The organism is Collimonas sp. GW821-FHT02H07, assembly GCF_059421505.1.
In genome coordinates this window covers 1-22,075 of sequence record NZ_JBWKVC010000026.1, presented here as the reverse complement: position 1 = coordinate 22,075, position 22,075 = coordinate 1, and the positions used below count along the sequence as shown (strand labels likewise).

Here is a 22,075-nt window from a genome sequence, read left to right as displayed (position 1 = left end):
ACGCAGTTGCGCCCATCTCTCTAACAGGAATTCCATGTTCAGAATCAGTCTCGATGCACTGCTGATCCTCGACGCCATCGACCGCCGCGGATCGTTTTCCGCCGCCGGCAGCGAGCTGCACCGGGTGCCTTCGACGATTTCCTATACCGTCTCCAAGCTGGAGCAAGACCTTGGCGTGCAAGTGTTCGAGCGGCAGGGGCCGAAGGTGGCGCTGACGCGCGCCGGCGCGGAACTGCTGAAGGAAGGCCGCTATCTGCTGAAGGCGGCGGAAGACCTGGAACACCGTGTGCGCCGGGTGGCCTCCGGCTGGGAAACCGAATTCACCATCTGCATCGATTCCCTGTTTTCCGTCAGCGCGCTGGAGTCCGATATCCATGCCTTCTGCGGCGTCGCCGACAAGACCCGCTTGCGCATCGCCCGCGAATCGCTGGCCGGCACCTGGGAGGCCCTGCTGGAGCGCCGCGTCGATTTGCTGATCGGCGCGCCGGGGCAGGGGCCGGCCGGCGGCGGCTACGTCGCCGAACAGATGGGGACGATATCGTTCGTGTTCGCGGTGGCGCCGAATCATCCGCTGGCCAAGGTGAAGAAGGTGTTGGGCAAGGCCGAGCTGCATCCCCACCGCGCCATCAGCGTCGCCGATTCGGCGCGCAAGATGCCATCGCGCACGGTGGGTTTGCTGTTCGGGCAGGATACGCTGACGGTGCCTGACATGCGCAGCAAATATGCCTTGCAGCTGGCCGGCATCGGCTTCGGTTTCCTGCCCGAGCCGTGCGCGCGCGCGGCGATCGCCTCGGGCGCCTTGATCGTCAAGCAGGTGGAAGAGCCGAAACCCGATGAAACATTTTCGATGGCATGGCGCACCGGCGAAGAAGGCGCAGCGCTGGCCTGGTGGATGGACCGGGTGCGCTATACCGACGCCATGGCGCGCCTGGTCCAGCACGTGCCCGGCGCGCCGGGGCAGCCCTGAAGATCAGTAGGGCAGGTCGAACAGCAATACTTCCGCGTCTTCCGCGTGGGACAGCGTGACCAGGCTTTCGGCGGTCACTTTCACGGCATCGCCGCCTTTCAGTGTCGTGCCGTTGATGTTCAGCTGTCCGCGGATCAGATGCACGTAGGCGGTGCGTCCGGCAGCCAGCGTGTGCGGCAGAGCCGGCTCGCCGTTCAGGATCGCTGCGTAGATAGCCGCATCCTGATGGATCAGCACCGAATTTTCACGGCCGTCGGACGAGGCGATCAGGCGCAGCTGCCCTTGTTTTTGCGCTGCCGTGAAATGCTTTTCCTCATAGCTGGGCGCAATCCCTTTGACGTTCGGCTGGATCCAGATCTGCAGGAAATGCACGGGCGCGCTCTGCGAGTGGTTGAACTCGCTGTGACGCACGCCGGTGCCTGCGCTCATCCTTTGCACATCGCCGTAATGCAGGACAGAACCTGTGCCCATGCTGTCCTTGTGTTCCAGCGCGCCCTCCAGCACATAGGAAATGATTTCCATGTCGCTGTGGCCATGCGTGCCGAATCCCTGGCCGGCCTTTACGCGGTCTTCATTGATCACCAGCAGGGGGCCGAAGCCGGTGTGCAGCGGATCGTGATAATGGCCGAACGAAAATGTGTGGTGCGAATTCAGCCAGCCGTGATCGGCGACGCCGCGTTCTGTGCCTTTGCGAATTTGAAGCATGGTTTTTCTCCGTCGGTTGCCGCAATCGCCGCCTGGGCCGGGTATCGGCCTGGCAGGGCAGCTGCGGTGTTGAATGAACTGGAATGCAGTATGCGCGTTGCCAAATCAAAAGAAAAACGGAAAAAATGCCGGTATATATTCGAAATTATCGATGATTGAGGAGGAGCCTTGGTTGCAGGGAGAATCAGGCTGCTGGAAAGGTGTTTTCTGGCCCTTTTGCGAGACAGGACGCGGGATAGCAACGTAAAAATCGAATATCGCGTCATTCAGCTAACGATTTTCATTCTTGTTTGAGAAGTAGTAATAGTACCCATATTGATTAAAGGGATTGCATCAGGTGCTTTGCTCCGCAATTTTGCCTATATCTGAGCTATTGGCGCAATGGGAGCAGTGATGAAAATTAAAATACCGCCATTCTTTGTTCTGTTGTGCTGGGTGGCAGCGGCAATCGCCCCCGGCATTGCGCACGCCCAGATATATAGCGGCACGAGTGCGGCGGGGACTGTCGTTCTGTCCAATTTCAGCAGCCCTGAGGCTAGGGTGCTATTGATAGCGCCATCGCGCGGAGGCATTGAAGCCCCCGCTGCTGCCGCTGTCGCCTCAAAAAACATTTCCACGATTCCCAGCGCTTTCAAAGACATGATAGAGGATGCCGCCCGCCAGCATGACCTCGATCCTAACCTGCTGCACGCGATGATTAAAGTCGAATCGGGCTATAACCCGCAGGCTTTGTCTGCCAAGGGCGCGCGCGGACTGATGCAGCTGATGCCCGACACCGCCCGCCGGTTTGGCGTATCGGATGCCTTCAATCCGAAAGAAAACATTCGCGCCGGCGCTGAATACGTCCAGTGGCTGCTCAAATTGTTCCAAGGCGATGTGGAGCTCGCGCTGGCCGGCTATAACGCCGGCGAGCAAGCCGTCATCCGGGCCGGCTACCGGATTCCCAACTATGGCGAGACGCAGAAATATGTCCCGAAGGTGATGGCGCATTACAAGTAAGGGCAACACCGGCAGCCAGCGGCAGGGCGGAACGGATTCGCCATGGTTTTTAGCAGAGCTTACAAATGCAGGATATTGCAGCACTCGATATATTTTTCATAAGTTCATATCGAGCTGACGATTGTTCGCCTAAACTCAATTTTAGGCGGGCATACCCTACCGGATTCTGGGGGTGTTCATCCACTGACGGATGACACCGGATGAAGCAAAGTGGTAGGTATGAGCGAATGCCATACAAAGTCCAAACGGAAAAGGCATTCCACAGGGAGAGCTGGCATGCTGAGCTATCGTCGTGTAAATGCGTCTTGGTTACCTGTGGCCGAACTGCGCCGCAGCCAGCCGTGCGCTGACGCCCTCATCTGCATCGCCGCAATTCCAGGCAACCATGCCTCGCCGGCAGGCATCCGGGCCGCCGCCTCTCTTCGCATTCTCTATCACATTCTTCATCGCAGTCATCGATCAGTATCCCTTCCCCGTTTCCTGGCGCCGCGGTTGCGATGGTAAACGCCAGGTCATCGGCAGGGGGAGCGGTCGGATAAGAAAAGCCTACAGGGAGTACGGCTATGTTGAAATTGCAGCAGGTGCTGGGTGTCATGCGAAAAATGCGCAGCGAGATCGAATTGTCGGAGCCGCAGTTCGGCGAGCTTACCGACCTGTTCGGGATATCGTCACTCGTTATCGATAACGAAGGCGCCATTTCGAGCATCAACGATACTGCCGCCGACATGCTCGGCTTTAAAGTGCAGGAATTATTGGGCACCTTGCTGATGCGCCTGGTTGTGGATGGCGACAGAGCGCTTAACCATCTGCTTCACCAGGGTCCCAAGAGCAGCAGCTATGAGCCGTTCGACCTGGTCCTGCATGGCCGCAGCGGCCGCAAGAGCGCCGTTTTTGTGGTGCCGGTTCCGATCGACCAGGTCGACGGCGTCGCCTGTTCGATCATGCTGATGCTGACGGAAAAAGCCAAGCGCCAGGCTTCGTCGCACACGCTGCAGCACTCCGAGCTGGAACTCCAGCAGTTTGCCAATCGCCTGATTGTCGCGCATGAGGTCGAGCTGAAACGCGTTTCGTCGGAGCTGCACGACGGTATCGGACAGGTGCTGGCGATGATCAAATTCATGGTCGAAGATGCCTCGCGCCGGCTGAAGCAGGGCAAGGTGCAGGAGGGCGCGCACATTCTCGACGAAACCGTGCAGCGCCTGCGCGATGCGATGGATGACGTAAGACGCCTTTCCAGCGAGCTGCGGCCCAGTACGCTCGATGACCTGGGCTTGCTGCCGACCGTGGAAGGGCACTGCCGCAAATACGAGGATGCGTACGACAACATCAAGCTGGAGCGCCATCTGAACGTCGAAGAAGCGGAGATTCCTGCGCATCTCAAGTCGGAGATATTCCGCATCATCCAGGAGGCGATGAACAATGCCGCCAAGCACGCTTGCGCCTCGACCGTTGCGGTCTCGATGCTGAGCGACCACGGCAACCTGATCCTGGGCGTCCAGGACAACGGCGTCGGCTTCGATACCAAGCAATTTACCGGCGGTCACGTCAGCCAGCAGGGCATCGGCTTGCGCAGCATGCGCGAGCGGGCGGAGTCCACCGGCGGATTTTTTGCGATCAAATCCTCTCCCGGCAGCGGCACGACGGTAGAGGTGCGCTGGAAGCTCCACTCAGTGGTGATGCGTGGAACGGCCAACGGCATGCAGTCGAATTGATGAGGTCATGGCGCCGGGTTAGCCGGAACAACGGCAATCGGCGGCCACGGTGGCAGATGGAGTAGATGGCGGTGCTCCGTCCGTTGGCGGAGCTTGATGGAGGTCATATGTTCAGCACACAGTTATTTAGCCGCGGCTCGCTTGCGCTGCTATTGCTTGCTTTCGCAGCGCCTGTATTTGCCCAGTCGTTCCGGGTGCAATGTCCGACCAGCACGGTGCTCCATCCTGCCGTTGTCACGGCAGGCGTCAGCGGGGCCATCAAATGCCAGCAAATTTCTGGCGGCGACGGCTACTCCACAATGGCCGACGGCAACCAGACCTATATGTTCTCGTTCGGACCCTTGTCCGGCCTGGCCGACATCAAGGCCGGCCTGCCGGGCACGGAACCGGCCTCGGTGTTCAACACAGTCGGCGATCCGGTTGGCGACCCGACCTTCAATGGCGCGGTCGGCCTCGCGCCTGACCCGAATTCGGTGCCTGCCGGCCAGATTACCGGTCACGTCGATCCGCGGCCGATCATGGACATCGGCGTCATGAACGGCAACATTCCGGCGCCGACCATGGCGATCGACGAGGATGACGAATTCTTCCTGACCCTGACCAATGTCGGCATGATCATGCGTCCCGACCTGTTCGAGAAGCATACCGTGCACTTCCACGGCTACCCGAATGCATCCTCGTTCTATGACGGCGTGCCGGACGCGTCGGTCGCCATCAATATCGGCGCCAGCTTCACCTATTACTACCTGGCGCCCGATGCCGGAACCTATTTCTGGCACTGCCATATCACCCCGCCGGAACACCTGCAGATGGGGATGGTCGGCCAGATCTACGTGCGGCCGCGCCAGAACCGCGTCGCCAGCGGCACGCTGTATGCCGGCCTGGTGGGGCAGCAAGCCGATCTGCGCACCAAGTGCGGCAGCGACATCCTGTGCTCGTCGCCGCTGCCGCCGGCCAATACCGCCACGCACCTCAACAACAAGGCCGGCACGCCGACGCTCTACGCCTATAACGACGGCGATGGTTCGACCGCCTATGACGTCGAGTATCCGGTGCAGATCCACGGCTTCGATCCCAACTTCCACTTCGTCGGCATGACCTTCAATCCGGAGGCGTTTACCGACATGAAGGACAAGCACTTCCTGCTGAACGGACGCAGCTATCCGGACACGGTGACGCCGGGACCGATGTCCACCGAAGTGTCGGACGGCACCCAGCATTTTTCGCAGCCGCTGCCAACCATCATCAATATTCCGGTCGGCGGCAAGGCCTTGCTCAGGATCTCTGACCTCGACGTTACCGAGTTCCAGACGCTGGCCTCGCTTGGCATCCCGATGCACGTGATCGGCATCAACGCACGCCTGCTGCGCGACTTGTCCGGCAACGACCTGACCTACAACACCAACTCGATCACGGTGGGCGGCGGCGAGTCGATCGACGTCATCCTGGACGCCAGCGACACCGTCAATCATCCGGCGGGCTCGGTCTACTACCTGTACACGCCGAACCTTGATCACCTGTCGAACGATGCCGAAAACTTTGGCGGCTTGATGACCGAGGTCCACATCTGCAATTCCGTGAATCCGACCAGCAAGTCCTGCGTCTAGGAGAAGAGCCGTGAGCCATATAACCAACAACAATCGAAGCGCAAAAGCTGCGCGGCTCGCCACGCCGTTTTTGCTGCCCTTGCTGCTGTCGCTGTGCGCGCTGCTCTGTCCGCTGCCGGCGCATGCCGCCGCCCCGGGCATCACGGGGACGACATTCAATCTGAATGCGGCGGACAGCAGCATCAGCCAGCCCGACGGCATGAACGTCTATTCCTGGGGCTACGGCTGCAGCACGGCGCCCTCCGGCTTTTCGCCGGCAGGGATGGCGGGAGCCGCCTGTTCGACCATGCAGGTGCCGGGGCCGACGCTGATCGTTCACCAGGGGGACAAGGTGACGATAACGCTGACCAATAATCTGCCGGCGGCGGCCGGCAATACCTCGATCCTGTTCCCCGGATTCCAGGTTTGCACAGCCGTCATGAATCCGGACGGCAGCTGCCCCGCCGTGCCGACCGGCGTACCCGGCCTGCTGACGCGGGAAGCCGCGCACGGCGGTTCGGTCACCTACAGTTTCATCGCCAGCACCGCCGGCACCCATAGCTACTACAGCGGCACCCAGGGCGACCTGCAGATCGAGATGGGACTGTACGGCGCGATCATTGTGCTGCCGACCGTAGTGCCGGCCGGCTGCCGCGCCGTGGCGTCGACGCTGCCCGATGGCCAGCCCGACTATCGCAACGCCGCGGCGGCCTACAACCACAGCGCCAGCTGCTACGACCGCGAGTACCTGTTCCAGTTCGCCGAGATGGATCCGCGCATCCACAACCAGGCGCAGCAGCAGGCCGCGGTGGCGTGCACCCAGCCCACCGGCTGCATGACGGTCGAGACCGAACCCTATCATCCAGCCTATTTCCTGATCAACGGCCGCTCCATGCCTGACGACATGGATCCGAACTATGCGGTGCAATATCCGCACCAGCCGTATAACGGCAATCCGCACATGCATCCCGGCGAGCTGGTGCTGCTGCGGGTGATCGGCAACGGCCGCTGGCAGCATCCTTTCCACGAACACGGCAACCACGTGCGCGTCCTCGCCCGCGACGGCAACCTGATCCTCAGCCAGACCGATGCGACCAAGCTGGCCGGGCCGCTGCTGTTCACCACGACCACCACGCCGGGCCTGGCGATGGACGGCATCTTCTACTGGACCGGCAGAGGGCTCAACTGGGACGTCTACGGCCATACCGCCGGCGCGCTCTACACCGATGCGGCATTTCCGGCCTACCTCGGCAAGCCGGTGGTCTGCATCCCGGACGCCAACGGCTATTACACGGCGGATCCGCTCGCGCCTAACTATTACGAGTGGTGCCAGGATCACAACAAGCCGCTGGAAGCGCATGCCTTCGGCGCTGTCGGCAGCGGCGGTCCGGTGACGCTGCCGGATTCGAACATCCTGACCAACGGGCAATGGTATGGCGGCAGCGCCTATCTGGGGCCGGACGCGACCGCCCGCGCTGTCGGTCCCACGGGCAGCACGCCGCCTTCCGGCACGCTGGCGAACCCGCCGTCGACCGAAGCAGGCTTCGCCTTCATGTGGCACTCGCACAATGAACGCGAGATCACTACCAGCAATATTTTCCCGGGCGGCATGATGATGATGATGCTCGTGGATCCGCAAGCCTTCTCGATAAACGAAGCCAATTAAAAAAAGCAGGAGAAATGCGATGAGAACCAATCAGGTCAAAGCCATGCTTTTAGGCTTGGTCAAGGGAGGGCTGGCAGCATCGCTGCTGGTCATGGCCAGCAGCGGAGCTTTCGCGCAGAGCGTCAACCTGACGGCCCAGGCCGTCAACACCACGCTGCCGGATGGGCAGCTGGTGCCGATGTGGGGTTACAGCTGCAGCGCGGTAGCGGTGGCGCCAGCCACTTGCGCCGCGACCAATCCGAATGCCGGCACAGGCTGGTCACCGGTGGTGATCAGCGTGCCGCCGGGAGCCCTGACCATCAATCTCACCAACAGCCTGCCGGCCAGCGTGCCGACCTCGCTGGTGATCGTGGGACAGCTCGGCGGCGGCCTGGGAAATACCGCAACCACCACGCCCAGCCCTACGCATGCGCCGCATAGCGTGACCTGGCCGATCGCGGGCAGTTCGACCGGATCGCAGTTTACGCCACCGGCCCAAGGCCCCCGGGTTCAGTCGTTCGCCAGCGAAGTGGTGCACGGCCAGACCAGGTCGTTGACCTGGAATAACCTCAAGCCCGGCACCTACCTGATCGAGTCGGGCACCCATCCCTCGATCCAGGGACCGATGGGCTTGTACGGCGTGCTGGTGGTGCGGACGCCGGCCAGCGGCGCAACCCCGGCCCAGGCTTATTCCGGTGTCGGCTACGACGCCGATGTGCCGCTGCTGCTGAGTGAAATCGATCCTGCGCAAAACACCGCCGTGGCGGCAGCCGTGGCGAAAGCCGGCTTCAGTGAGACAGCGGTATGGTCGGGCCAGCCCGGCGGCTGCGGCAATCCGGCCTCGCCGACTTTCCAGACCTGCTATCCGCCGGCAGTCAATTACGATCCGCGCTATTACCTGATCAACGGCGTCAGTTTTGACCGCGGCAACGAAACCAGATCCCAGTTTGCCATCACCGCTCCGGCCGCTACCGGCCAGGTTCTGCTGCGTTTCGTCAACGCCGGCTTGCGCATGCATGTGCCGACAGTGGTCGGCGCCCAAACCGGCAATCCGGCTGCTTCAGGCTTTTCGCTGATCGCTGAAGACGGCAATCTCTTGCCGGGCAGCCGCCGGGTCCAGAACGAAGTATTCATGGCCGCCGGCAAGACCTACGACGTGATGATGAATGCACCGGCCGCCGGCGCCCTGGCGCTGCCGGTGTTCGACCGCCAGCTCAGCCTGTCCACCAACAATCAGCGCGACGGCGGCATGCTGGCCTATGTCAGCGTCAATGGCGGCGCGCTGCCGGTGGCGGCAGGCACGCAGAATGCGATTGCCAATCCCGACAACTATTACCTGGTGCCTGGCAATACCCTGGCCGTCACCGATCCGGCCAAAGGTGTGATCGCCAACGATATCCGGGTCTACGGGGTCAAGCTGGCGACGCCGCCGGCCGGCGGCACGGTCACCTTGAATCCTGACGGCACTTTCACGTATGTACCGTTCGCCGGCACCACCACCGACAGTTTTATATACATGGCGAACGGCAATCCGGCGATTACGGCCAAGGTAACCCTGGCTGCCTGTACCGCCGTCTCCGGCTGCCTGGGCGGCGCGCCGGTCGCCAACAACGACAGCTACACCAGCAACATCGCGTCGCGGCTGCAGATCAGCCCTCCCGGCGTGCTGGCCAACGACAAGGATCCCGGCGGCCATCCGCTGCATGCCTCGGCAGCCACCAGCGTCGTCGGCGGTACGGTGACATTGAATCCGGACGGTTCCTTCAACGCGGTGCCTGCAACTGTTCCCACCGGTACCTCGACCGCCACGATGTCGTTCAAGTACACAGCGATCAATTCACAGAACACCAGTTCGGCGCCAGCCACCGTTACTGTCACCTTCAAGGGCGGCAGCGGCCTGGTCGTCAAGGTGCTTGATGCGCCGAGCGCGAAGACCACCACCCCAGTCCAGCTCACCGACTACCGCTGGATCATCGAGGAAGACCGCACTGTCCAGATCGACCCGGCATGTCAGACGAATTCGGCCACGCGGCCGGCTAGCTGTCCGCCGCTGCCGGTGCCTAGCCTTGGTGCCAATTTTCATGTCAGTTACATGCCAGTGGTGGCTTCCGGCTGCGTCGGCAAGGTCGCTTGCGAGGCGGGACAGACTGTGTTCGACCCGGTCAGCAATGCCCATATGCCAGCCGTATGCGATATCGGCAACGGCACCTGCCGCACCACGGCTACGCAGCAGGTGGCAGTCAACCCGAGCCAGGTTTCGCTGGATCCGACCAAGCACTACTACATCTCGATTTTGCCAGGCGATGCCGGCAATTCGTTCTCTAGCGGTTCGGGTGCTCCCAAGCCGGTCAATGCCAGCAACCCCAGCGGGCCGCAGCGGCCTTTCAGCATTGCACTGGATTGCCCTTCGGGGCCAGGCGGTGCGGATTTTGCGCCCGGCACCGGAACTTGCGGCCACGGCATGAGCGGCGCGCCGATCGCCCCCGCTGCGTCAACGGTCAGCGTACTGGTGCCGCAGACGCCGATGGCGACAGCCAAGATCTCGGTGTATGTGTTCGAGGACGACGCTCCGCTGAATGGCGAAATCGACGTCAGCGGCGGCCTGGACGCTTTCGGCACAGCCCGCGAACCTGGGCTGGGCGGATTCGAGATCAAGCTCTGGGACGATGCCGGCGGCAGCGGCGACCCCACCGGCCAGATGAGCTACGACATGTTCAACATGCCGCTGTCCAATTCCTTGCAGGGCATGATCGATCCATCGACCGGACTGAATGCCTGCCCGATTTCAAAGGCGACCGACGGCCTGGTAGGCATGATTCCGACCTGTCCGACATTTGAATCGGACGGCGTGACCAAGTCGCCTCTGGTCGGCCAAGCCATCATTGCCAACCTGATGCCCGGCAAGTACGGCGTGATCGCCACGCCGGCAGCCGATCGCATCGGCAGGGGGGAGGAATGGATACAGACCAACACGCTGGACGGTCAAAAAGCCCATGACGCTTTCATCAAGGTTGGCGGCCCGGCCTACTTCCAGGAATTCGGCCCGGCCGGCTTCCACGTCACCGTCGGCTTTGCCAATCCGAAGATCATCAATGACCGCCGCACCAATGCACAAGGCGCCGGACTGTGCGACGCCGCGCCAGGCGGTTCTGGCGTCTCTTGCACCAATTCGGTCAAGGGCAGGATCACCAACCTGCACTACAGCCGTCCGCCTAACGAGAACCTGTACGGCAGCGGCTCGCGCACGTCCCTCAGCTTCACCCAGTGCTACGTCAGCCTGGGCGATCCGGACGGCGAGGATATCGCCTTTACCAAATGCGACGCCGACGGCAGGTTCAGCTTCACCGGCATCCCGAACGGCACCTTCCGCCTGACCGTGCTCGACCAGTGGAACGACCAGATCGTCGATGGCCTGGCGACGGCGGTGCAGCTGACGGGCAACCAGGTCAAAGACGTCGGCGACCTGCCGGTGCTGCAATGGCACACCAATCTCTACACCCGGTCTTTCATCGACCTCAACGGCGACGGCGTCTCCCAGTCCAACGAGCCCGGATTGACACTGGTGCCGACCATCGTCCGTTTCCGCGACGGCAGCATCTCCAATTTCAACAGCACCGACCTTAACGGCTATGCACCGTTCAACGAAGTGTTCCCTCTGTTTAACTGGTATGTGGTGGAAGCCGACACCACGCGCTTCAAACAGACCGGGGTGCACCTGGTGTATGACGCCGGCGGCCCGCCGGACGGTACCCCTGGCGGCGGCGCTTCGACCATCGCGGCCAACTTTGCCAATACGTTGGAATCGGCCACAGCGCATCTTCCTGTGGCAGAGCGGATCCCTGGCGCGGTGTATTGCGACAACGCTGACTGCAACGGCTTTTCGATCCAGAACGGCCCCGGCAGCAGCACCGCCAATCCGTCCACCGGCAGCATAGTGCCACCGTCGGCGACCACCATCGGCTGGCAAGGATTCTCAGGCCAGAGCGCCTTCATCGAGTTCGGCAAGACGCCGTTCGCCGCAACTGAGAACGGCGGCATCAAGGGCGAGGTGATCTACGCCTCGACCCGGCCGTTCGACGATCCGTCGCTGCTGCTCCATACCAAGTGGACCCCGAACGTGCCGAACGTGACCGTCAACCTGTATCAGGAGAACACAGCTCCGGACGGCAGCGCTACGCTGACGCTGGTCGATACTACCCAGACCGCAAGCTGGGACGATTGGGCCCAGGGTTTCCGTTCCGACGGCGTTCCTAACATGAACTGCCCGGGCCAGGAAACCACCGATCCCTTCTTCTTTACCTTGAAGGGGACTACCCAGTGGCTCGACCCCTCGCACCGCGCCCTGCCTGCGAATGCACAGTTCAAGTGCTACGACGGCATGCACGCCTTCAACCAGCTGCAGCCTGCGCCTTTCGACGGCATGTATAAATTCCCTAGCGTGACGGCCACCAGCCCGACCACCGGCAAGCCGACCGCCAGCAACTGCACGATCTGCGTGGCGAATCCTAGCGGCGACGGCACGGTCATGCTGCCTGCCGGCAAGTACGTGGTCGAAATGATCGTGCCGCCGGGCTATGAACTGGTGAAAGAGGAAGACAAGAACATCCTCATCGGCGACAACTACATTGCACCGGTGACGCAGCAGTTCGGCGGCATCGGCAATATCTTCATCGTGCCCGACCAGGCTGCGGTGAATTCCGCCTATAACCAGAACAATGCGCAGAATCCGACCCAGGACCTGGGATCGGTGACCTACCCGCGGCACGAAGGCGACACCGGCAGCATCGAAGCCTTCTGGCCCTGCGTCGGCGCACTGCGTATCGTGCCTGACTATATAAGCCTGTTCCCCGGTTCGCAGGAAGTGGCGCCGTTCGCGGGTGCTTCGCGGCACCTGTGCGACCGCAAGGAAGTGCAGCTGGATAACCAGAGCACGGTGCTGGCGAAATTCTGGGTGTTCAGCTCGGCCCACGTCGCGGCGCACTACACCGGTTTCATGCTGGACGATTTTTCATCGGAATTCGATCCGTATTCGCCGCAGTTCGGCGAGAAGTTCGCTGTTCCTAACGTACCGATATCCTTCAAGGATTTCGCCGGCAATGAAATATCGCGGACGTATTCCGACCAGTGGGGCATCTACAACGGCTTGAACTATTCGACCTGGCAGGTCAACCCGCCAAATCCGACCGGCTATGCGCCGACCATGATGGTCGCCTGCATGAACGATCCCGGTCCGATCCCCGATCCGGCCCATCCTGGCCAGACCATGACCGACCCCTTGTTCAATCCGGCCTACAGCCAGTTCTGTTACGAGATTCCGTTCATGCCCGGACAGACCCAGTACATGGATACCCCGGTGGTGCCGGTCTCGGCCTTTGCCGAAGGCTACAATCCGCCTGACTGCGCCTATCCGGACGCTACGCCTGCCATCGCCAAGGTCACCGGCGATGCCATCACCGGCGGCGCCGGCCCCTGGGTCAAGGTGGCAGGCAGCGCGCTGACCATCACTGCCATCAACAACACGGGCGATGCGACGGTGCTGAACCATGCTTACTCCGGACCGGCCGCCACCACGGCGCCGTACAACCAGAAGTTCATCACGCGCCATTACGGCTTCGGCGCCAGCCAGGGCAGCGGAACGGTAACGATTGGCGGCGTCAATGCGGTGGTGACTTCATGGAGCGACACCCAGATCAAGGTGCTGGCCCCCTTGCTGAGTGCGTCGCAGTCGAGCTGCCCGGTCCAGCAACGCGGTACGCTGCTGCCGGCCATGTGCGGCGAGCTGGTGATCACCACCAACGCCGGCAAGAAATCGATCGACACGGTGACCGTGACCATCGGCGGCAATACGCCGAAATACATCAATGGCGAGAATGCCGCCGGCAACGCCATCCAGAGCGCGATCGACAGCGCCACTCCTGGCGACATGCTGATCGTCGGTCCCGGCATGTATAGCGAAATGCTGATCATGTGGAAACCGATCCGGCTGCAAGGCGTCGGCGCTTCCTCTGTGACGGTCAACGCCAATACGCATCCGTCCGGAAAGATGGATCCGTGGCGGCGCCAGATCGACTGCCTGTTCGGCGTGGCGATCAACGGCGGCCTGCTCTCGTCGACCAATCCGTTCGATCCGACCGGCACCTACTCGTGCCCGGCGGCGATGCAGCGCAAGGTTGATCCGATTCCGTTCGAGCCTACCATTGGCTGGGATAATACCCTCAATGGCAATCTGGGCGAGCTCCTGATAGAACCTTCGATCATGGGAGCGTATGAAGGCGCGGGCATCACTGTCCTGGCAAAAGGCGTGCGCGACGTGCTGGTGGGCGGCACTCTGCAAGCTGATCCCAACTTCACCGCGAACGGCATCTTCACGCCGCTCACGGCCAGCAGTGCGGATTGCACTACCTACCCTAGCAACTTCCTGTGCAATCCAGCGCGCATCGACGGCATCAGCTTCACCAACAGTTCGCAAGGCGGCGGCGGTATCTTCCTGCACGGCTGGAACCACAACATGGAGCTTGCCAACAACCGCGTCTATGGCAATGCCGGCACCCTGACCGGCGGCATTACCGTTGGCCAGGTTGAGGTGTCGGACGGCACCATAGCCGCGGATGGCGTGACCGAACTGCCGTTCGGCTACAACAACGCTGTCAACGTGCACCACAACGCGGTCACGCTGAACGCTTCCTACGGCGATGAAATCAACTCCACTACGCCGTCCTCGGCCGGTGGCGTCACCTTCTGCTCGGGGGCCGACAACTACCACTTCAACTACAACTGGGTGTGCGGCAACATGAGCAGCGGCGACGGCGGCGGCATGGCGCACTTCGGCTTCAGCTATAACGGCGACATCTCGCACAACTGGGTGCTCTTCAACCAGAGCAACAACCCGACCTTGCCGACTTACGGCGGCGGCGTCATCGTCCAGGGCGTCGCCCCGGACGGCACGTTCTGCGAGAATGCCACGGTCGACCAGGACTGCGCGCCTGAACTCACCGACGGCGCCGGTCCCGGCATCAAGGTTGACAGCAACCTGATCATCGGCAATACCGCCGAAAGCGGCAAAGGCGGCGGCCTGCGGCTGCAGAACATCAACGGCACCGAGGTGCAGCGCAGTCCTAATAATGCCAATGCCTGGTATCAGGTCGGCGTCACCAACAACATCATTGCGAATAACGTCGCCGGCTGGGCCGGAGGCGGCGTCTCCTTGCAGGATGCTGTGCGGGTCAACTTCGTCAACAACACCATCGTTTCCAACGACGCCACGGCGTCGGCCGGTGTGCTGTTCAACACCGCCGCAGCCACTCAAGCCAATGTCGGTCCGCCGAACTGCACTACGGTCGGCTCGGAGACAACCTGCAGCCCGACCACCACTTCGCAGTACGAGCCGGCAGGCCTGGAAACGGCGCGTCACACCACCAACCTGATCACGGCGTTCACCGTGCCAACCGTGGCTTGCCCTGCCGGTTTGCCGAATTGCACGACATTCTCCAACCCGGTGATGACCAACAACCTGTTCTGGCAGAACCGCGCGTTCTATATCACGGTGGGCGGTCTCAATCCGGCGATACCTGGCTTGCAGAATGTGGTGACGCTGAATCCGACCTTGAACCAGGCTGGCCACCAAACGGGTTATTGCGATCCGAATGCGGTCTACTGGGACATCGGCGCCTTTGGCGATACCGGCCCGGCCAACCATGGCTCGGGATTGACGCTCAGTCCGCAGTACTCCATCCTGACCGATGCCGCCGACTATCCGGGAGCCAACAACCTGGGCAGCAATCCGGCCGTGATCAGCCAGTACTGCAATGGCGCACGGGTGCCGCCGGAAGGTGGCGGCAACGGCTTCGCCATGCCTCCCGGCATCGCCGATGCGGTCATACCGAACCCGTTGTTCACCCTGATGCCTGCGGCAACGCCGGATGAAGGCAACCAGTGGATCAACATGTTCTACGGACCGCTGTCCTTGTCCAACGCAACCGTGGCTTCCGGCAGCGCCGGCTACGGTCTGCCGCTGGGCAACTACGCCATCACCGCTGGCTCGCCGGCGATCAACAACGCCACTGCGACAGGTGCGCCTAACCATGACTACTACGGCACCAGCAGGCCGCAAGGAGGCAAGTTCGATATCGGCGCGGTGGAATTCGTGTCGGCGCCGGCTGCCGCCGCGAATGTCACACCGGCCTCGCTGACTTTCAGCGGTACGCCGAGCGGAACCACCAGCGCCGCGCAAGCCCTGACGCTGCATAACTCCGGCACAGCGTCATTGACGGGCATCGCGCTGACATTCACCGGTCCGTTCGCCCGGGGCGCCGGCGATACCTGTACCGCGACCCTGACTGCCGGCGCCAGCTGCACCATCAACGTGGTGTTTGCGCCGACGGCGGTGGCTGCCGCCAGCGGGACGGTAGCGATTGCCGCCAACGTGCCGGTCACAGGTTCGCCAGTGCCGCTCACCGGTACCGGCGTGGCGCGGGTGGTCAGTGCAACCCTAGTGCCGACCGCGTGGACCGCGCCGCCTACCGTGAGGCTGCTGAGCAACGTGACGGGTCCGGTCCAGAACTTTACGCTGACCAATACCGGCAACGTAGCGCTCACCGGCATCACGCAAGGAACGCTGTCAGGCGCCAGCCCGGCTGACTACGCCGTGGTGGCATTGACGTCGACCTGCGGTCCGGCCGTTGGCGGCCAGCTGACGGCGACGACCAGCTTGAATCCGGGCGCCACTTGCGTCGTTTCAGTGCGGTTCCAGCCGCGCACCAGCGTGCCGATCAACAGCGTCAGGAATGCCAGCGTATCGGTCACCGATGCGGCAGGCACGCAGACCTCGACCATGACAGGAACGGCGAAATGAAGTCTGGCGGCCGGTAGTGCTGCCCGCGCCAGGCAAGCGCGGGCAGCCACGGAATCTTCAGGCGGCAACGTATCGGGAGGCAGGAATCACATGAAACTCTATCTGTTCGTATCTTTGTCTGCACTGGCCAGTTTCTCCTTGGCGCTTGCGGCGGAGTCATCGCTGGATGGCGCCAGGCTCGGACAAATGGAAGCTGTGGTTGCCCATTGCGGCAAGCTCAACCCGGCCGACAACGCCAGGTACAGTGAATTGCTGAAGCCGGTGATCGCCGATGCATCGGCGGAAGATCTGGCGGCTGCGCGCAAGACTGAGGCATATCGGCGCGCTTATGAGGAGGTTTCCGGACAGTTGTCCGCAGCAAAGAAAGAGGAAGCGATAGCGGCATGCGCGGGCGCCATAGCGGCAAATAACTAAAGCAAGAACGGCCGCAGAGGCCAACAGGGAAAAACATGAACGTGTCCGGAGAGACAGTGAAATCAGCGGCGCTGACGGCGCTGCTGGCTGGCGGCTTGTGGGTCATCGCGGCCCCGGCTCAGTTTGCCCAGGCACAGCAGGCTCCATCGGCTGCGCCCGGCGCCGCGCGCCCGGCGGCGAAAAAATCCTCTCCGTATCAGCCGGTGAAGATACCGAAGCCGGCCAAGACTTTCTACCAGGCCTATGGCGGCGTCGACAACCTGAGCGTGCGCCAGACCGCATCAGGCAACCTGATCCGTTTCAGCTACCGCGTGGTCGACCCCGCCAGGGCCAAGGCATTGGGCGAAAAGACCGCGACGCCTTACCTGATCGGTCAACGAAGCCATGCCTTGCTGCAAATCCCGGTCATGGACAAAATCGGCCAGCTGCGGCAGAGCGGTACGCCGGAAGCCGGCCAGGAATATTGGATGGTGTTTTCGAACAAGGGCAATCTGATTAAGGCGGGGGACCGTGTCAATGTATTGATCGGCTCCTTTCATTTTGACGGGCTGGTGGTGGAATGATCGTCTGCCAGCGAGCGATGACGATTGAACCGGGATAAAACAAGCTGAGGAGGATCTACTCATGAACCGATTTATTTTGCTGGGCTTGGGCCTGGCGTCGCTGATGGCGACACCCGCCATGACAGTTGCGGCAACCGCAGTCGCCAAGGCCGCGGCAAGCGAGAGCGCTCCGGCCGGCCGTCTGAGTGCGGCGCAGATCGTCGACAGGAATGTAGCGGCGCGCGGCGGCCTGCAAGCCTGGCGCGCGGTCGGCAGCATGAGCATGTCGGGAAAAATCGATGTGGGCGGCAAGCAGGAGACCTCGCTACCGTTCGTGATGACCATGAAGCGGCCGCACAAGAGCCGCTTCGAGCTGCGCTTCCAGGAGCAGACGGCAGTCCAGGTCTACGATGGCGTGCAAGGCTGGAAGGTCCGCCCCTTCCTGGGCCGCGATGAAGTCGAGCCTTTTACACCCGTCGAAGCCAAGGCGGCCGCCGCATGGACCGATCTGGATGGCGCGCTGATCGACTACGCGGCCAAGGGCACGGTAGTGGAGTTTCAGGGCATGGAGGCGGTGGAGGGACATAGCGCCTACAAGCTGAAGCTGACGATGAAAGACCACGTCGAACGCCATCTGTGGATCGACGCCAAGACTTTCCTGGAACTGAAAATCGACGGCGAGCCGCGCAAGCTCGACGGCAGGATGCATAACGTCGCCATTTACTACCGCGACTACAAGACCGAAAACGGCCTGACCCTGCCGTACGTCCTGGAGACGGTCGTCACCGGCGCCAAGGCCAGCCACAAGATCAGCATCCAGCACGTGACGGTGAATCCGCCGACCACCGACGCCATGTTTGCGAAGCCGCAGCTGGCGGTGGCCAAGATGTCCAGCCAATAGGGGACGTTCAATCATGAAGCTGCCTTCAAACCAGATCGCAATGTGGCTGTTTTCCGCCTGCATTTCGGCTTGCCTTGCAGCGCCTGCCTTTGCGCAAGGACCGGCACCAGAATCGGCGACGGGGCAAAGCGGCGAGCATGGTTTGAGCGCGGCCCAGGTCGTCGAGAAAAACGTTGCCGCGAGAGGCGGGGCGGATGCCTGGCGCAAGATCCAGACCATGGCCTGGATCGGACACGTCGAGAGCGCCAATGCAGCGGTGCCGACGCTGCCGTTTGTGCTGGAGCTGAAACGCCCGAACAAGACGCGCTTTGAAATCACCGCGCTCGGCCAGGTAGCGGTGCGGGTGTATGACGGCGCCAGCGGCTGGAAGCTGCGTCCGAGCCGCAACGGCAAACCGGATGTGCAGCCCTATACGCCGGATGAGCAGAAATTTTCGCATGAGGAGCAGGTCATCGATGGTCCGCTTATCGACGCCGAGGCCAAGGGAATTGCCGTCGGCCTGGACGGGATGGATGAGATCGAAGGACACAAGGCCTATCGGCTGAGCGTCAGATTGCCGTCCGGCGTCAGCCATCACGTATGGGTCGATGCAGAGACTTTCCTGGATATCAAATACGACCGCCAGACCCGCGGCGCCATCGGCCAGCCAGCGACGATAACGGTGTTTTACCGTAACTACCGGAGCGTCGAAGGCTTGCAGATTCCGACCGTCATTGAAACCGGCCTGGGCACGGTTCAGGCCAAGAACAAGCTTGTGATTGAAAAAATCGCGCTCAATCCGCCATTGGAAGACTGGCGCTTCGCCAAGCCCGGCACGCAGGGGCGCAACAACTCGGTTTCGATAGGCCCCGACACTGCACAGGCAGCACAGGCAGTCCGGGAAACCGGACGGCCGGCGCGCTGATCATGAACACGCATCTGTCGTGGCCGAGCATCGGATCGATCTGTCCGACTCAGCGCGCGCTCGACAAAGAGAGAGGCTTTGCAAGGATAAAAATACTCCTCCGTGGAGTAGTGTTTGCACAAGTGCAGCGTCCCGCATCGCTTGCGCTTGTGCTTTTTTTTGCATTGGCGCTTGATGCCGGAAACCTGTTCGCAGCGCCGGCAACGCTTGCAACGGCCGGCGTGAGCAGCGCAGGCAACCCGGCGGCGGACGCCGGCGAGACGATTTTCAAGCGCGGCATACGGGGCTCCGGGCAGGCGCTGGTAGCCACCCGCGACGCCGGCGTGCAATTGCAGGGGGCAGCCGCGGCCTGCATCAATTGCCACCGTCCCAGCGGCCTTGGGGCCAAAGCCGGGCGCGACACCATACCGCCGATCACCGGGCGCTATCTGTTCCATCCGCGCGCCAAAGACATGGAAGATCTCGATCTGCCCTACGTGGACGGCATCCGCGCCGACCGCGAGCCGTATACCGATGAAACCATCGCCCGGGCGATCCGCAGCGGCCTCAATTCGGAAGGCAAGCCGCTCAGCTACCTGATGCCGCAGTTCGCGCTGAACGACGCCGACATGGCGGCGCTGATCGGCTACCTGAAGCGTCTTGACCAGCGCCGGCCGCGCGGGGTCGCGGATACGGTGCTGCATTTTGCCACCGTCATTACGCCGGATGCTGACCCGGTGAAACGGCGCGGCATGCTGGATGTGCTGCAGCAGTATTTCGCCGACAAGAACGTTTTCCCGCTTGGCGCGACGCCGCCTTTGCGCACTTCGCGCAGGATGATGTTCATGGTGAATCGCCGCTGGCAGCTGCATGTCTGGGAACTGACCGGCCCGCCGGACGGCTGGGAGCAGCAGCTGAAACAGCATCTGGCGGCGGAGCCGGTGTTTGCCGTGCTGTCGGGGCTGGGCGGCAAGACCTGGGCGCCGATCCATGCATTCTGCGAGGACGAAGCCATACCCTGCCTGTTTCCCAATGTAGAGACGCCGGTGGGCGGCGACAGCGACTTTTATTCCTTGTATCTGTCCAAGGGCGTATTGCTGGAAGCAGAGCTGATCGCAAAGAAAATTCTCGGCGCGAATGGAGGCGATCGCGGCAGGGCGGTGAAGAGCGTGCGCCAGATCTATCGCGCCGGCGACAGCGGCGAGGCGGCTGCCCAGGCGTTGGCCGCAACGCTGAAGCAACATGGCATTGCAGTGTCGAGCCGGGTTGTCCGGCCTGAGGAAAGTGTCGTCATGGCCTTGAAGGGAGCTGCGCGTACGGATGCGCTGGTCATGTGGCTGCGCCCGGCCGATGTCGCCGCGCTCGCCGCCGCGCCGGCGCCGAAGGCGTCGACCGCTGTGTTCATGTCGGGATTGATGAGCGGGCTGGAGCACGCGCCGTTGCCGTCGAGCTGGCGCAGCAGCACCAGCCTGGCCTATCCGGTCGACCTGCCGGAGCGCCGGCGTTACCGGGTCGACTATGCGTTCGGCTGGTTCGCGATCCGGCATATTCCTGTGGTGGCGGAACAGGTCCAGGCGGACACCTATCTTGCCTGCGGCCTGCTGGCGGAGACGCTGAGCCATATGGTCGATACCTTTGTCGGCGACTATCTGGTCGAGCGCATCGAGGACATGCTGGAGCGCCGCATCCTCACCGGCTACTATCCGCGCCTGACGCTGGCGTCGGGGCAGCGTTTCGCCTCCAAGGGCGGGTATATCGTGCGTTTCGCCGAACCTGACGGCGTGCGGCTGGTCGCCGAGGGCGACTGGATGGTGCCGTAGCGGCAGGCTCAGGTGCTTCAGATGGAATTTATAAAATCTTGGGAGCAACTATCATGAAAATAATCATTCAATCCTTCGTCGCCGCCTTGGCGTTGACAGCCGCCGGGGCGGTCGCGCCGCTGGCCTTCGCCGCCAGCGGGTCCGTTGCGAATGCGCCGGATCCGCACGCCCACCACCATCATATGATGTCGGATGTCATGCGTTCGACGGTGGATTACACGCCGCCGGCGGTTTCGCTGGTGAGGGCGGACGGCAAAGCGGTGTCGCTTATCCATGAGCTGGACGACGGGCGGCCGGTTATCCTGACGTTCATCTATACGACTTGCACGTCGATCTGTCCGATGATCAGCCAGACCATGTCGCAGTTGCAGAGCGATCTTGGGAGCGACCGGGACAAGGTGCATATGATGTCGATCTCTATCGATCCGGAGCAGGATACGCCTGCGCGCTTGACGGCGTATGCGAGGAAATACGGGGCGGGGCCGGAGTGGCAGCACTATACGGGCACCATGGCGGCGAGCATTGAAACGCAGCGGGCTTTCGATGTTTATCGCGGGGACAAGATGAACCATAACCCGGTGATGTTTTTGCGGGCGGCGCCTGGCAGGCCTTGGTTGCGGATCGATGGTTTTGCGACGGTGGCTGAGCTGCTGGGCGCTTACCATGAGCTGGTGGCGTCGAAGTGAGGGAACAGTATTCTCCAATTAAATGAGGCGGTAGTTAAACAGGGCGGTAGTTAAAGGGGGGCAGAGTGAACTTTCTGCGCGCCTTTTGCAGAAACTTCACTCTGATCCCACTTAGTGGGCTACGGAGTACAGTCGGCGGCATTCGAAGAACGGTTAGTGCGTAAGTAAGTCGTTTTCTACTCCGTGGAAGCTTGCCGGGGGTAGCCCGGCAGCTAGTCACTTTTTCTTGCTTCGCCAAGAAAAAGTAACCAAAAAGAAGGGCTGGAGCACTGCTCCAGCCAAAGCCGTGAGGGTGTAATTAGTTTTGTGTAAACGGTCATTTGGCAAGACACTGCCACCATAGAGGAAAAAATGACCTACGTAA

13 protein-coding genes are annotated in these 22,075 nt (G+C 61.9%); 12 read left to right on the top strand and 1 reads right to left on the bottom strand.

Annotation, left to right across the window (positions count from 1 at the left end; genetic code table 11):
• Positions 1-34 precede the first annotated feature (34 nt).
• Complete coding sequence (locus AC07V8_RS24655) at positions 35-967, top strand: LysR substrate-binding domain-containing protein (RefSeq protein ID WP_494680934.1); 933 nt, start codon at positions 35-37, stop codon at positions 965-967.
• Between the two features lie 3 nt (positions 968-970).
• Here AC07V8_RS24655 and AC07V8_RS24650 read toward each other — a convergent pair whose 3' ends face one another.
• Entirely contained in the window at positions 971-1,672 is a 702-nt protein-coding gene (locus AC07V8_RS24650) for a pirin family protein (RefSeq protein WP_494680935.1), read from the bottom strand.
• A gap of 393 nt (positions 1,673-2,065) precedes the next feature.
• Here AC07V8_RS24650 and AC07V8_RS24645 point away from each other — a divergent pair, with 393 nt between their 5' ends.
• The 11 genes from AC07V8_RS24645 to AC07V8_RS24595 all read left to right on the top strand — a co-directional run bounded on the left by AC07V8_RS24645 (position 2,066) and on the right by AC07V8_RS24595 (position 21,711).
• A complete protein-coding gene (locus AC07V8_RS24645; RefSeq protein ID WP_494680936.1) occupies positions 2,066-2,671 on the top strand; it encodes a lytic transglycosylase domain-containing protein in 606 nt (201 codons plus the stop codon).
• A gap of 563 nt (positions 2,672-3,234) precedes the next feature.
• Positions 3,235-4,383: a sensor histidine kinase gene (locus tag AC07V8_RS24640; protein ID WP_494680937.1), complete on the top strand. Its 1,149-nt coding sequence runs from the start codon at positions 3,235-3,237 to the stop codon at positions 4,381-4,383.
• 107 nt (positions 4,384-4,490) lie between these two features.
• Positions 4,491-5,990 (top strand): multicopper oxidase domain-containing protein, encoded by a 1,500-nt coding sequence (locus AC07V8_RS24635; protein WP_494680938.1) that lies wholly within the window; start codon positions 4,491-4,493, stop codon positions 5,988-5,990.
• Positions 5,991-6,000: 10 nt separating this feature from the next.
• Complete coding sequence (locus AC07V8_RS24630) at positions 6,001-7,635, top strand: multicopper oxidase domain-containing protein (protein ID WP_494680939.1); 1,635 nt, start codon at positions 6,001-6,003, stop codon at positions 7,633-7,635.
• A 19-nt stretch (positions 7,636-7,654) separates the two neighbouring features.
• Positions 7,655-16,465 carry a cadherin-like domain-containing protein gene (locus AC07V8_RS24625; protein ID WP_494680940.1) on the top strand — a complete coding sequence of 2,937 codons (8,811 nt, stop codon included), beginning with the start codon at positions 7,655-7,657 and terminating at the stop codon, positions 16,463-16,465.
• Between the two features lie 90 nt (positions 16,466-16,555).
• Positions 16,556-16,879, top strand: a complete 324-nt coding sequence (locus tag AC07V8_RS24620; RefSeq protein ID WP_494680941.1) for a hypothetical protein — start codon at positions 16,556-16,558, stop codon at positions 16,877-16,879.
• A 56-nt stretch (positions 16,880-16,935) separates the two neighbouring features.
• Positions 16,936-17,442 carry a hypothetical protein gene (locus tag AC07V8_RS24615; protein WP_494680942.1) on the top strand — a complete coding sequence of 169 codons (507 nt, stop codon included), beginning with the start codon at positions 16,936-16,938 and terminating at the stop codon, positions 17,440-17,442.
• Positions 17,443-17,503: 61 nt separating this feature from the next.
• Positions 17,504-18,322 (top strand): outer membrane lipoprotein-sorting protein, encoded by an 819-nt coding sequence (locus tag AC07V8_RS24610; protein ID WP_494680943.1) that lies wholly within the window; start codon positions 17,504-17,506, stop codon positions 18,320-18,322.
• A gap of 13 nt (positions 18,323-18,335) precedes the next feature.
• Complete coding sequence (locus AC07V8_RS24605) at positions 18,336-19,226, top strand: LolA-like protein (protein ID WP_494680944.1); 891 nt, start codon at positions 18,336-18,338, stop codon at positions 19,224-19,226.
• A gap of 221 nt (positions 19,227-19,447) precedes the next feature.
• Positions 19,448-21,025 (top strand): c-type cytochrome, encoded by a 1,578-nt coding sequence (locus AC07V8_RS24600; RefSeq protein WP_494680945.1) that lies wholly within the window; start codon positions 19,448-19,450, stop codon positions 21,023-21,025.
• A gap of 53 nt (positions 21,026-21,078) precedes the next feature.
• The gene (locus tag AC07V8_RS24595) at positions 21,079-21,711 is read left to right on the top strand and encodes an SCO family protein (protein ID WP_494680946.1); all 633 of its coding nucleotides are present in this window, start codon (positions 21,079-21,081) and stop codon (positions 21,709-21,711) included.
• The last annotated feature ends 364 nt before the right edge of the window (positions 21,712-22,075 follow it).